The organism is Pandoraea anapnoica (assembly GCF_902459765.1).
Classification (GTDB): domain Bacteria; phylum Pseudomonadota; class Gammaproteobacteria; order Burkholderiales; family Burkholderiaceae; genus Pandoraea; species Pandoraea anapnoica.
Map to the genome: position 1 here is coordinate 1 of NZ_CABPSP010000003.1, position 12,610 is coordinate 12,610.

Here is a 12,610-nt window from a genome sequence, read left to right on the forward strand (position 1 = left end):
GACTCCACGCCGATGATAGTGCGGATACCCGTGTGAAAGTAGGTAATCGTCAGGCTCCCCTTAAAAACCCCTTGCTACAACAGTAGCAAGGGGTTTTTGCTTTGTGCCGGACACTTTGTGCATCACTGCGTTGTTGTAACGTCGGCACGAAGTGAAATTCCGGGTAGATCGTCGTGCATTTCTCGCTTAGCATTCGGCCACGGGTTGGGAGTTCGGGGAGTAAAACGGGTGGTCGATCGGAATAGAAATAGGCATTACGCATGGTGGCAGGTCGGGGTGGTGAGCTTTGGTGCTGCCATCACGATTGGCGGCATAGGTGGATGTGCGTCGCAAGACGCGTCGATGGCACAGGCGCACACTTCAACTTCGGTGGTGTTGTCACATCGAGAGGAAATCACACCGCTCTCCGCGGCTGTGGATGCTGAAGGCCTTCCTCCGCATTGGGAAACCTATCTTGTCACCCGCAACAAGCGTCTGACGCACTACGAGCAAGCCACGGATAGCGAAGGAATCGCAGTGATTCGCGCAACCGTTGACGGATCGGCTTCCGGCATTGCGCAGAAGCTCGATATTCCCGTATATCCCGGTGCGAAGCTGACGTGGCGTTGGCGAGCAGACGCCATGCCGATCAACGCGGACATCCGTACGAAGCGATATGACGATGCGCCGCTGCGCATTGCGCTCGCTTTTGACGGCGACGCTGGCAAACTCTCTATGCAAGATCACATGCATCGTGAGCTGGCCCGAATGGTCAGCGGCAGGGAGTTGCCGTTCGCGACGCTGATGTACACATGGGGTGACGACAAACTCGCCGTGAATGACGTGGTACCCAATCCGTACACCGCCCGAATCCGTTCCGTGGTCGTCGAGAGAGGCGCGAGCAACCTCGGTCAATGGCTGACGTATTCCCGGGATATCGCGAAGGATTACGAAAAGGCGTTTGGCGAACCGCCGGGCCGTTTAATCGGCATCGCCATCATGAGTGACGGCGATAACACGCAGTCCAAGTTCACTGCATGGTACGGAGACATCCACTTGGACACAGACGGGATTCCGACGACCACGGCGGCAAAATAGCCGATGATGCCGCCATGAAGAGCAAAAAAAGCCAGCAAATCACATTGCTGGCTTTTTTGTTGGGCGCTGAGATGTCAGCGTCGTTCACTCACTTATTGCGCTCGAAATACGTCTCGACCAGCTTGACCCAATAGGTGCCACCGAGCGGCAACAGATCATCGTTGAAATCATAGCTGGCATTGTGAAGGTTGCAAGGACCGAGGCCGTGACCGCTGTCCCGGTGCGTCCCGTCCCCATTGCCGATGAAGACGTAGGCACCCGGTTTCTCGAGCAGCATGAACGAGAAATCCTCCGCGCCCATCGTGGGCTCGACCTTGTCATTGACGTTTTCGTCACCCACCACTTGCCGCATCACATCGGCACACAGCGCGGCCATGCCCGGCTCATTGATGGTCGGCGGATAGTTACGATGAAACTCGATTTCGGCCGTACAACCGAGCCCCTTGGCCACAAACTCGGAAATCTCGCGAAGCCGTGTCTCAATCAGATCGAGGACCTCGATGGAGAACGTGCGAATCGTACCGCCAAGCCATGCCAGATCAGGGACAACGTTCGTTGCGTCGCCAGCGTGGATTTGCGTAATCGAGAGCACTGCTGCGTCAATCGGACGCTTATTGCGGGTAATGATGCTTTGCAGCGCTTGAGCGACCTGGACGGCTGCAATCACCGGATCGATCCCCGCATTCGGAATACCGGCGTGCGTGCCCTTGCCGCGAATCGAAATTTTGAATTCGTTGCTCGATGCCATCATCGGCCCAGGCGTGACGGCGAAGGTGCCCGTCGGTACGCCCGGCCAGTTGTGCATACCGAACACCGCTTGCATCGGGAAACGCTCGAACAATCCGTCCTTGATCATCTCCCGCGCACCGCCACCGCCTTCTTCCGCTGGCTGGAAAATCAGGTAGACCGTGCCGTCGAAATTTCGGTGCTTTTGCAGATATTGCGCCGCAGCAAGCAACATGGCGGTGTGCCCGTCATGCCCGCAGGCATGCATCTTCCCTTCATGTCGGGAGGCATGCTCGAAGGTATTAGCTTCGTGAATCGGGAGCGCGTCCATGTCGGCGCGCAGACCGATCGCGCGGTCGCTACTGCCATTTTTGATGATGCCAACGAGACCGGTCTTGCCGAGGCCACGATGGATCGGGATGCCCCATTGGGTCAACGTGTCGGCGACGACGTCTGAGGTGCGTTTCTCTTCGAAGCACAGCTCGGGGTGCGCGTGGATGTCACGTCGGATGGTCTGTATTTCGCCGCGAGCGGCGTCGATTTCTGGAATGAGCTTCATGACGGGGTTTCCTGCGGAGCGCAATGGCTCATCTTACCCCTATTGGGCAGGTCTGGCACTCCGCTCGGAAATGTCCGAATGAGCCGTCGGACACGCCCGCAAAAGCTCGGAAATGCCCGCGTGGCGGGGCGGCCCGCGGGCGAACGTAATACAATATCTCCAGCGCGCCAAAGTCCCTGAGCGCAGAAATTTGGTAGAGAGAGGAGTAGTTTGATGACGACCAATACCCACGTCGTTCGGGCCGCATGCCCGCATGACTGCCCCGATACGTGCGCACTGCATGTGACGGTGGAGAACGGTGTCGCGACAAAGGTCCAGGGAGATGCGGACCATCCGACGACCAAGGGCGTCCTGTGCACGAAAGTCTCTCGTTACACCGAACGAACTTATCACCCGGATCGTCTGCTGCACCCGCTGAAGCGCGTTGGGCCGAAGGGCAGCGGAGAGTTCGTCCGGGTGAGCTGGGACGAAGCGCTCGACGAGATCGCCACCCGCCTTGGCGCCATTGCAGCCAGAGAACCTGAAGCGATTCTGCCCTACAGCTATGCCGGTACGATGGGCTTCGTGCAGGGCGAGTCGATGGCTGCCCGATTCTTCAACAAGATCGGTGCGTCCGATCTCGATCGCACCATCTGCGCGAGCGCAGGGGCCGCAGGGCTGCGATATACGTATGGCGCTGGCGTCGGCATGCATGTCGAGCACTTCGTCGACAGCAAACTCATCCTCATCTGGGGGAGCAATCCCATCACGTCGAGTGTGCACTTCTGGGCCATTGCGCAGGAAGCCAAGCGACGGGGTGCCAAGCTGATTGCCATTGATCCCTACCGGTCTCTCACCGCCGAGAAGTGCCATCAGCACATCGCATTGCTGCCGGGCACCGATGCGGCGTTGGCGCTGGGCATGATGCACGTGCTGATCGCGGAAGATCTGGTCGATCACGAGTACATCGCACGTTACACGGTCGGTTACAGCGAGCTCAAGGATCGCGTTCGTCGCTACACGCCGGCGCGTGTCGCCGAGATTTGCGGTATTCCCGAAGAAACGGTGACGACGCTGGCTCGCGAGTACGCCAGCGCGAAGCCTGCCGCCATTCGTCTTAACTACGGTATGCAGCGCGCGAAGGGCGGTGGTCAGGCAACCCGTGCAGTGGCCTGTCTCCCGGCGCTGATCGGCGCATGGCGAGACCCGGCGGGTGGCCTGCTGATGTCGTCGTCTGGCTTTGCGCCGGTGGATGCGGCGGCGCAGGCGCGTCCCGATCTGCGGGCGCGCCAGGACAGACCGGCGCGCATCGTCAATATGAGCGCCATCGGTGACGCGTTGTGTCATCCGGGTGACGACGTTTTTGGCCCGAAGATCGAGGCGCTGGTGGTTTACAACAGCAACCCGGTGGCCGTTGCGCCTGAGTCGAGCAAGGTGGCGGCTGGCTTCGGACGCGAAGATCTCTTCACTGTCGTACTCGAACACTTCCAGACGGACACGGCAGACTACGCCGACTTTGTGTTGCCTGCGACGACGCAACTGGAGCATCTGGACATTCACAAGGCCTACGGTCACACGTATCTGCTCGCGAATAACCCGGCCATTGCGCCGCTCGGCGAGTCGAAGCCGAACTCGGAGATTTTTCGTCTGCTGGCCAAGCGGATGGGGTGGCAGGACCCGTGTTTTTCTGACACCGACGACCAGCTGGCGGCGCAATCGATCCGCTGGAGCGATGCTCGCATGGCTGGCAGTGACTGGGAGACGCTCAAACGTGACGGGTGGATTCGCTACGATTTGCCTGAAGCACCCTTTGCGAACGGTCAGTTTTATACACCGTCCGGTAAATGCGAGTTCTACTCCGAGCGTATGCGTGAAGAAGGATTCGATCCGCTGCCGGATTGGGTGCCCCCGTACGAATCGGTTGCCAGTAATCCGGAATTGGCCGAGCGCTATCCGCTGGCCATGATTTCGCCACCTGCGCGCAACTTCCTGAATTCCAGCTTTGTTAACGTCGACAGTCTTCGGGCTTCGGTCGGAGAGCCTACCTTGGACATTCACCCGGAAGACGCTGCACCACGCGGCATTTCGGATGGTGCGAACGTGCGTATTTTCAATGACCGGGGCACCCTGAATGCCAAGGCCCGGGTCACGGAGAAAGCGCGGGAGGGCGTTGTCGTTGGACTTTCGATCTGGTGGAAGAAGCTCGCGCCGGACGGAAAGAACGCCAATGAAGTCACCAGCCAGCAACTCACCGATCTTGGCCGGGCGCCGACGTTTTACGATTGCCTGGTCGACGTCGCGCCGGTCTGAGGGCGACGACGCACCAAGCTGGTTCCGAGTCCCTTCCGAATCAATACCCAGGAGTCTAGCAATGCCGATCTTGCTTGCGATGCTCCTGCGGTGGACATCCCGAGGCGCGGGACTCGCCGTGGCGATAGCCCTCGCGATTGGGCTTCCCGGCTGCGCGCAGGTCGGGTACTACGCGCAGTCGATCAACGGCCACTTCACGGTCTTGCATGAAGCGCAGCCGGTAAGTGATTTGCTGGCGGATCCTTCTATCGATCCGCGTCTGCGTACACGGCTCATCGAGGCAGAGCAAATTCGCAGCTACGCTGTCTCGGCACTCGGCGAACCGGATAACGGCAGCTATCGTAGCTATGCCGATCTGAAGCGGCCATTCGTCGTGTACAACGTTTTTGCTGCGCCGGCCCTGTCCCTGAAGCTATATGAGTCGTGCCTATTGGTCGTCGGTTGCGTCGAGTATCGTGGCTATTACTCACGCGAGTCTGCCGAAGCATACGCGGCCGAACTCCACCGGGATGGATGGGAGACCTTCGTCGCGGGAATCCCTGCCTATTCGACGCTAGGCTATTTCGACGATCCGCTGCTCAACACCTTCATCTACCTCCCGCGGGCGGAAGTTGCGCGCATGATCTTCCACGAGCTCGCGCACCAGATTCTCTTCGTTCGGGGAGATACGGCGTTTAACGAGTCCTTTGCCGTGACAGTCGAGACGGTGGGTGTTCGGCGCTGGCTCGCCGCGCACCCCGACGCGGCAATGGAGTACGACCGTTACGATGCGCATCGTCGCCAGTTCCGCAAATTGGTCGACGGGTATCGCAAACGTCTCGAAGCCGTGTATGACAGCTCGGAAACGGACGCGGAAAAGGTGGCGCACAAGGACGTCCTGTTCGACCGCATGCGTGCGGATTACGACGCGCTGAAGACGTCCTGGGGTGGTTACAAAGGCTTCGATCTGTGGTTTGCCACGGACCTGAACAACGCCAAGATCGGATCGTTCGCGACCTATAACCAGTGGGTGCCGGCGTTTATGGCGCTGCTCGCGCAAGAGCACGACGACCTTCCGAAGTTCTATGCGGCGGTAAAAGCTATGTCGAAACGGCCGGAAGCAGAACGCAATGCGACGCTCACGGCATTGGACAGTACGCCGGCGGCAGTCGCCGCCCGAGCGCTACTGGATGCGCCGATGCAGGCTGTGCGGTGATCTGTGCACGAAGCGCGTTCGCGGGACTGGGTATCGCTACGAAATGACCGACTTCAAATCGCCGAGAAGCAGATAAAGTTGCTGCCGCTGATCTTCCGGCAACGCTCCCAGGCGTTGCTCGATCCATTGCTCGTGAGCACGAGCCATATTGGAAAACGCCTTTTTTCCGCGCGCCGTCAGTTTGATCAGGAACGCTCGGCGGTCGTTGACGACGGTCTCGCGCGTCACCCAGCCTTCTTTCTCCAACTGATCGGTGATGCCGGTCACGTTTCCACCAGTCACCATCATTCGCTTACTGAGCTCCCCCATCTTCAGCCCTTCCGGGTGACGATCGAGCTGTGCAAGCAAATCGAAGCGTGGAAGCGTGCAGTCAAATTCCTGACGTAAGCGTGAGCGGATGTCCGTCTCGATCAAGTTGGCGCAGGTGAGCAGCCGCAGCCAGAGCCGCAGCGCGTCGTGCTCGCGATCGTGGGCTCGCGTTTCGAGATCGAGAGAATCGGAGTCGGCGAGGCTCATGGTCGATGGTGGAAAATTTACAGTATGGAAATTTTAGGTTTGAAATAATCGCCGGGTCAAGATAGGGCGGTTACTGGGCCTGAGTGATTGCACCGAGGGCCGTTGCCCTGTGCGCCTGATGCATAAAAAAAGGGCACCCGAAGGTGCCCTTTCGCCAAAGCCTAAGTGACAGAAACTGTCAGCTTAGAACTTGTGACGGATACCGGCCGTAACAGCGAATTGGTTCGTGCTGTTCGAGAAGCCCAGGCCGTTCAACGATGCGCCGCCAGGAGCGTCGTTGTTGGCGTGTTGCCACAGACCAACCAGGTACGTGTCCGTGCGCTTCGACAGGAAGTAGTCGACGCCCAGGTTGACTTGGTGGTACTTCGGCGACACGTTGCTACCCAGCACGTTCAGCGTCGACCACGTGTACGTGTACGATGCGCCCAGTTGCAGTGCCGGGGTCAGCATGTACTTGGCGTTCAGTTCGGCGTTGTCGAACTTCCAGCTGCCGCCGTTCACGTACTGGTACACCGAGTGACCATACACCAGGCCGATCGTTGCCGGGCCGAAGGCGTACGAACCGCCTGCCGATGCGATCCATGCCTTGTCGCTAGCACCGCCAGCCGTCATGGCCGTCGTAGCGTCGCCCGTGTTGTTGATCGAGCCCGTACCGTTGCTCGACGGCGAACCCAGGTACAGGTAGCCAGCGCCGAACGACACCGGGCCGTTAGCGTAGCCCAGGCCGAACGAGTAAGCGCGGTTGTTAGCGAAACCCGAACCCGTCGAGCCGTTGTTGGCCGAGTTCGAGAAGCTGTACAGACCGCCAGCGCTGAAGCCGTTGTAGTTGACCGACGTGTACTTGACCGAGTTGTTCAGACGGAACGAGTTGTTCAAGTTGTCGTTATCGAACGGGTGAGCGCCCGCGAACGTCGACCATTGGCTACCCGAAGCGTACGGACCAACGAAGTCAACCACGGAGTCGTACTGACGACCGATGGTCAACGTACCAGCCGTTGCGCTGCTCAGACCAACGTAGGCTTGACGACCGAACATGCGGCTGTTCTGGCCCAGCGTGCCCGTACCCAGGTTGAAGCCGTTTTCCAAGACGAAGATCGCCTTCAGGCCGCCACCGAGGTCCTCAGCACCCTTCAGGCCCCAACGCGAACCTTGCAGGTTGCCGTTGGCGAACTGGAAGTTCTTCGAGGTGTTACCCGTGCCAGCCAGGTTGCCACCAGTCTTGCTGACGTACTGCAGGCCAGCGTCGATGATACCGTACAGGGTCACGCTGCTTTGAGCGTGAGCAGCGCCAGCGAATGCGCCGAGCACACCCAGAGCGAGAAGCGACTTTTTCATTGAGTGATCTCCAAAGGATTGTGAGATTTGTTTAACAAGGTCACTAGTGATAACGTCCTTGCTAATCAACTTCGCGAGAAGTTGGACGTAATGTAACAAATTCACTTTAGGCGGCAAAGGAAAAGGCCGGTTTTACGCGGGGTCGGAGCGGGTTTTGTTTCGTTTACGCAACATCGCGGAAACCGGCATCTGGCGGGGATTTCGCGCGTTTGCGCCCGCGCAAGGCGCGCCGGATAAAGGGGCGTATCATTGGCCGCGGACGTGAAAGAATCGTCCTGCGTTCCGCATTGTGAAAGATTTGAGTGAGTTGAAAGTACGATGTTCTCCGACAGTCTGATCTCCGAGCTTGACCGTGGTCTGCGTGCCATCGCAGGTGTCACGCAAGCGTCCCGTCCGACTCCCGCCGCAGTCCAATCCGACAATAGCGACGCCCCCATAGGCGACGACGCGTTGACGTCGCAGGAGCGGCGCCACGTCGCTGGCCTCATGCGCGTGAATCACGTCGGTGAGGTTTGTGCCCAAGCGCTGTATCAGGCGCAGAAGCTGGCAACGAAGCGCCCGGAGTTGCGCACGGCATTCGAGCACGCGGGCAAGGAAGAGGAGGATCACCTCGCATGGACGGCGCACCGTCTCTCGGAGCTCGGCTCGCGCCCCAGTCTGCTCAATCCGTTGTGGTACGTGGGCGCTTTTGCCATCGGCTTCGTCGCCGGGAAGTGTGGCGACAAGGTAAGTCTCGGCTTCATGTCGGAGACGGAGCGTCAGGTCGAGCGTCATCTGGACAGCCATCTCGACGACTTGCCGGCGCACGACCTGCGCTCGCGGGCCATCGTCGATCAGATGCGTCTGGACGAGATCGAACACGGACAGGCTGCGCGTGACGCTGGCGGCATTGAGCTGCCGGCGCCGGTCCAGCGTGTCATGCGCGCAGCGGCAAAGGTCATGACGACGACGGCCTACTATATATAGAGCGTCCGCAAGAACTCTCCGAAAGACCCCCTGCCTACTGCATCGATTCCCTCTTGTGTAAGCGCGTGCTGGCCGGTTTTCCACGGTGTCGGCACGGCGTGAGCGCGCACTACGCCGTATCGACAGTGCTGACGGGCCTCGCACGAAGTGATGCTCAAAATATGAGGTTCCACTTTCACTATCGCACTTATGTCTTTAATTTTCCTGACAAAATTCCGTTTTCCAACTTTAGGAAAGTGAGCTAAGTCATTGTTCTGACTACCAAATTCCCTCTGAAAAATGGGCGAAACGCTTGACCGCCCCTACACTCTCCTCTAAAGTGGGAAATAGTGTGAGAAAGTGTATTTTTGTGTGGCGTAGGGCACAAAATCTTTCTCTTTCGGCATGACGGGCAGGCGGAAGAAACCTCACGGGAGCGCACGTGTTTCAGGGAGCCTCGGCACTTTCACTGGATGCAAAGGGACGGATGTCGATTCCGGCCCGGCACCGTGACGTGCTTCAGGGCGACGCTGAAGGCAAGGTGACGATCACCAAGCACCCGGATGGATGTCTGCTGCTGTTCCCGCGTCCCGAATGGGAGATCTTCCGCGGCAAGATCGCCGCACTGCCGATGGACGCGCACTGGTGGCGACGCATCTTCCTGGGCAACGCAGCCGATGTCGAGATGGATTCGGCGGGCCGTGTCCTGGTGGCGCCCGAATTGCGCGCCGCCGCGGGCATGGACAAGGAAGTCATGCTGCTGGGCATGGGCAGTCATTTCGAACTCTGGGATGCCGCGACGTATGCCGCCAAGGAACAGGCGGCGATGGCGCAAGGTATGCCGGAAGCGCTGAAGAACTTCACTTTTTGACAGATCAGGTGGTCCGACGAGCATGGCGCACGCGGTGGAAACGGTAATGCAGCACCGCACGGTCCTGCTAGAGGAGGCCGTGGATGCCTTGCTATGGCGCGACGATGGCGTCTACGTCGACGGCACGTTCGGCCGCGGCGGGCACAGTCGCAGGCTGCTCGAGCGGCTGGGTGCTCAGGGGAGGCTGATCGCATTCGACAAGGATCCCCAAGCGATCGCGGAGGCGGCAAAGATTGCCGATCCGCGATTTTCGATTGAGCACGAGAGCTTCGCGACGTTGCGCGAGGCGCTAGCCCGGCGCGGTATTGACAAGGTGTCGGGCGTTTTGCTGGACCTGGGCGTGTCGTCGCCGCAAATCGACGACCCGGCGCGCGGATTCAGTTTTCGGGCCGACGGTCCGCTCGATATGCGCATGGATCCCACGCGCGGCGAGTCGGCTGCCGATTGGCTGGCCCGGGCAACGCTGGAAGAAATGACGGAGGTCATCAAGGACTATGGGGAAGAACGGTTTGCTTTTCAGATTGCAAAGGCGCTTGTTGCTCGCCGGGCAGACGCCGACCGCCTCGGGCCTCTCGTCAGTACACGCGAGCTTGCCGCGATCGTGGCGGGCGCCGTCAAAACCCGTGAGAAGGGCAAGGACCCGGCAACACGTACCTTTCAGGCTCTACGGATTCACGTCAATCAAGAGCTTGCGGACTTGCAGATAGCACTGGATGTGGCGGCCGATGTCCTCGAAACGGGAGGCAGACTCGTGGCGATCAGCTTTCATTCACTGGAAGACCGGATCGTGAAGCGCTTCATGCAGGCTCGCTCAAGCGCGCCGGCGGTGGATCGCCGCGTGCCGCTGCGCGCTCACGAAATTCCCGAGCCGCCGTTCAAAGCCAGCCGCAAGATCAAGCCGTCCGCCGCCGAGGTGGAGGCGAACGCCCGTTCGCGCTCGGCGATCATGCGCGTCATGGAGCGGGTGTCGACATGAGCCGGCTCAATATCCTCCTGCTCGCCGTGCTGATCGGCTGCGCTCTTTCGCTGATCAATGCGCAATACCGTGCGCGCGGCACGTTCGTCGAACTCAATCGCGAGCAGGCGCTCGAGCATCAATTGCTGCAGGACTGGGACCGTCTCCAGTATGAACAGAGCGCGCAGAGCAAGAGCGCCCGTATCGAGAGCGTTGCCCGCAGCGACCTGAAGATGCAGGCCGTCTCGCCCGGCCGCACGCAATATCTGTCCGCGCCGGCGGGCAGCACGGGCGCGATGGTGGATGTGCCGGTGCCGACCGCAAGCGCCGCGTCCGCCCCTGCGAGCGGAGGCAAACGATGATTCGCCGCAAAGACGCCAAGGCCAAGACCAAGGATGTGCAGTTCTCTGCCAGCCCGGTCCTGTCCGTGCGTCTGCCGATGTGGCGCTCGAAGATGCTCGTCTTCGTGATCTTCGGCGCGTTCGCGTCGCTCGTCGCACGTGCCTTCTGGATTCAGGGGCCGGGCAACGCCTTCTATCAACGTCAGGGCGAGAGCCGTTACGAACGCACACTGGAGATGTCCGCCACGCGCGGCAAAGTGTTCGACCGTAACGGACAGGTGCTTGCCACCAGTCTGCCCGTGAAGGCCATCTGGGCGATTCCGGAAGATGTGCCAGACGATGTCTCGACGCAGCAGGTGCGTCAGCTCTCGAAACTGCTCGAGATGAGCGAGTCGGATCTGCGTCGCAAATTCAATCAGGAAAAGAGCTTCGTTTATGTGAAGCGTCAGGTCCTGCCCGACGTGGCCAAGCAAGTCGCAGACCTCGACATCCCCGGCGTGTATCAGCGCAAGGAGTACAAGCGCTTCTATCCGGAAGGCGAGATCGCGGCGCACGTGGTCGGCTTTACGAACGTCGAGGATATCGGCCAGGAAGGCGTCGAACTGTCGATGCAGAAGGATCTGGCCGCAACCCCGGGCAGCCGCCGGGTGATCAAGGATCGCCTGGGACGCGTGGTCGAGGATATCGACATCCTCGCGCAGCCGCGCGACGGTCATGACATTACGCTCTCGATCGATAGCAAGATCCAGTTCCTCGCCTACAGCGAACTCAAGGACGCCATGGAGCGCACCGGCGCGAAAGCTGCCAGCGCCGTGGTGCTCGACGTACGCACGGGCGAGGTGCTCGCGCTGGCCAACCTGCCAACATATAACCCCAACAACCGCACGAACCTGACGGGCGCGCAGCTTCGCAACCGCGTCATCACGGACACCTTCGAGCCCGGCTCCATCATGAAGCCGATCACCATCGCTGCGGCGATGGAAAACGGCTATGTGAAGCCGACGTCGACGGTCATGACCACGGGCCGCGCCAACTTCTTCGGCGCGAACATTACCGATACCCACGATTACGGCCTGCTCACGGTGGCCGGCGTCATTCAGAAGTCGAGCAACATCGGCACGGCAAAGATCGCGCTGCAGATGAAGCCGCAGGAAATGTGGGACATGTTCACCAGCGTCGGCCTCGGTCAGGCACCGAAGCTCGGTTTTCCGGGAGCTGTGGCGGGACGCCTGCGCCCGGCCAAGAGCTGGCGACCGATCGAGCAGGCGACGATGGGCTACGGCTACGGGCTGTCGGCTTCGCTGATCCAACTGGCGCGTGCATACACCGTCTTCGCCCACGACGGCGAATTGCTGCCGATCTCTATCTATAAGACGGACGGCAGCGTCGTGAAGGGCACGCAGGTCATCTCGCCAGCGACTGCACGCGAAGTGCGCAAGATGCTGGAGATGGTGACGTCGCCCGGCGGCACAGCCACGCGTGCTCAGGTGATCGGATATCGCGTGGGTGGCAAGACCGGCACGGCCTACAAGCAATCGGGCAAGGGATACGACAAGAGCAAGTACCGCGCATCGTTCGTCGGCATGGCGCCGATGTCCGAGCCGCGCATCATCGTGGCCGTTACGCTCGACGAGCCGGGCCGCGGTTCCCACTACGGCGGCGTGGCTGCCGGTCCGGCGTTTGCGTCGATTGTGGGCGGGACGTTGCGGGCATTGAACGTAGTGCCGGATTCGCCGGTGACGAAGCTCGTCGTGAGCGACAAGGTGGAGGAGAGCGAGCCATGGGCACCGTGACCCCGACG

11 protein-coding genes are annotated in these 12,610 nt (G+C 60.2%); 8 read left to right on the plus strand and 3 right to left on the minus strand.

Going from position 1 to position 12,610, the window contains the following annotated elements; translation table 11 throughout:
- The first annotated feature begins 117 nt into the window (after positions 1–117).
- Positions 118–1,077, plus strand: coding sequence for a DUF3047 domain-containing protein (locus PAN31117_RS05640; protein ID WP_150737350.1), 960 nt, complete (start codon positions 118–120; stop codon positions 1,075–1,077).
- Between the two features lie 88 nt (positions 1,078–1,165).
- On the opposite strand, the gene PAN31117_RS05645 is transcribed toward PAN31117_RS05640, so the two are convergent.
- The gene (locus PAN31117_RS05645; protein WP_150737351.1) at positions 1,166–2,362 is read right to left on the minus strand and encodes a M20 aminoacylase family protein; all 1,197 of its coding nucleotides are present in this window, start codon (positions 2,360–2,362) and stop codon (positions 1,166–1,168) included.
- Positions 2,363–2,575: 213 nt separating this feature from the next.
- Here PAN31117_RS05645 and PAN31117_RS05650 point away from each other — a divergent pair, with 213 nt between their 5' ends.
- Positions 2,576–4,651 carry a molybdopterin-containing oxidoreductase family protein gene (locus PAN31117_RS05650; RefSeq protein ID WP_150737352.1) on the plus strand — a complete coding sequence of 692 codons (2,076 nt, stop codon included), beginning with the start codon at positions 2,576–2,578 and terminating at the stop codon, positions 4,649–4,651.
- 79 nt (positions 4,652–4,730) lie between these two features.
- Positions 4,731–5,846 (plus strand): aminopeptidase, encoded by a 1,116-nt coding sequence (locus PAN31117_RS05655; RefSeq protein ID WP_174990869.1) that lies wholly within the window; start codon positions 4,731–4,733, stop codon positions 5,844–5,846.
- Between the two features lie 36 nt (positions 5,847–5,882).
- Here PAN31117_RS05655 and PAN31117_RS05660 read toward each other — a convergent pair whose 3' ends face one another.
- Together PAN31117_RS05660 and PAN31117_RS05665 are read right to left on the minus strand one after the other, a co-directional pair.
- The gene (locus tag PAN31117_RS05660; protein WP_039393362.1) at positions 5,883–6,362 is read right to left on the minus strand and encodes a MarR family winged helix-turn-helix transcriptional regulator; all 480 of its coding nucleotides are present in this window, start codon (positions 6,360–6,362) and stop codon (positions 5,883–5,885) included.
- 183 nt (positions 6,363–6,545) lie between these two features.
- Positions 6,546–7,697: a porin gene (locus PAN31117_RS05665; protein ID WP_150737353.1), complete on the minus strand. Its 1,152-nt coding sequence runs from the start codon at positions 7,695–7,697 to the stop codon at positions 6,546–6,548.
- A 318-nt stretch (positions 7,698–8,015) separates the two neighbouring features.
- On the opposite strand from PAN31117_RS05665, the gene coq7 reads away from it, so the two are divergent.
- From coq7 to PAN31117_RS05690, 5 genes are all read left to right on the plus strand, one after another.
- Positions 8,016–8,663, plus strand: a complete 648-nt coding sequence (gene coq7 / locus PAN31117_RS05670; protein WP_150737354.1) for a 2-polyprenyl-3-methyl-6-methoxy-1,4-benzoquinone monooxygenase — start codon at positions 8,016–8,018, stop codon at positions 8,661–8,663.
- Positions 8,664–9,084: 421 nt separating this feature from the next.
- A complete protein-coding gene (gene mraZ / locus PAN31117_RS05675) occupies positions 9,085–9,513 on the plus strand; it encodes a division/cell wall cluster transcriptional repressor MraZ (RefSeq protein WP_010806918.1) in 429 nt (142 codons plus the stop codon).
- A gap of 22 nt (positions 9,514–9,535) precedes the next feature.
- On the plus strand, positions 9,536–10,489 hold the full coding sequence (gene rsmH, locus PAN31117_RS05680) for a 16S rRNA (cytosine(1402)-N(4))-methyltransferase RsmH (RefSeq protein ID WP_039393359.1): 954 nt from the start codon (positions 9,536–9,538) through the stop codon (positions 10,487–10,489).
- Positions 10,486–10,830 (plus strand): cell division protein FtsL, encoded by a 345-nt coding sequence (ftsL, locus tag PAN31117_RS05685; protein ID WP_150666603.1) that lies wholly within the window; start codon positions 10,486–10,488, stop codon positions 10,828–10,830. Before rsmH ends, ftsL begins: the two co-directional genes overlap by 4 nt.
- On the plus strand, positions 10,827–12,602 hold the full coding sequence (locus tag PAN31117_RS05690; RefSeq protein WP_039393357.1) for a peptidoglycan D,D-transpeptidase FtsI family protein: 1,776 nt from the start codon (positions 10,827–10,829) through the stop codon (positions 12,600–12,602). The genes ftsL and PAN31117_RS05690 overlap by 4 nt, the downstream gene beginning before the upstream one ends.
- The last annotated feature ends 8 nt before the right edge of the window (positions 12,603–12,610 follow it).

Bases quoted from the DNA above. Each gene is read 5' to 3' on its own strand.
- PAN31117_RS05660 (WP_039393362.1), bottom strand. From the start codon at position 6,362: ATGAGCCTCGCCGACTCCGATTCTCTCGATCTCGAAACGCGAGCCCAC.
- rsmH (WP_039393359.1), top strand. From the start codon at position 9,536: ATGGCGCACGCGGTGGAAACGGTAATGCAGCACCGCACGGTCCTGCTA.
- PAN31117_RS05690 (WP_039393357.1), top strand. From the start codon at position 10,827: ATGATTCGCCGCAAAGACGCCAAGGCCAAGACCAAGGATGTGCAGTTC.
- PAN31117_RS05645 (WP_150737351.1), bottom strand. From the start codon at position 2,362: ATGAAGCTCATTCCAGAAATCGACGCCGCTCGCGGCGAAATACAGACC.
- PAN31117_RS05655 (WP_174990869.1), top strand. From the start codon at position 4,731: ATGCTCCTGCGGTGGACATCCCGAGGCGCGGGACTCGCCGTGGCGATA.
- PAN31117_RS05650 (WP_150737352.1), top strand. From the start codon at position 2,576: ATGACGACCAATACCCACGTCGTTCGGGCCGCATGCCCGCATGACTGC.
- coq7 (WP_150737354.1), top strand. From the start codon at position 8,016: ATGTTCTCCGACAGTCTGATCTCCGAGCTTGACCGTGGTCTGCGTGCC.
- ftsL (WP_150666603.1), top strand. From the start codon at position 10,486: ATGAGCCGGCTCAATATCCTCCTGCTCGCCGTGCTGATCGGCTGCGCT.
- PAN31117_RS05665 (WP_150737353.1), bottom strand. From the start codon at position 7,697: ATGAAAAAGTCGCTTCTCGCTCTGGGTGTGCTCGGCGCATTCGCTGGC.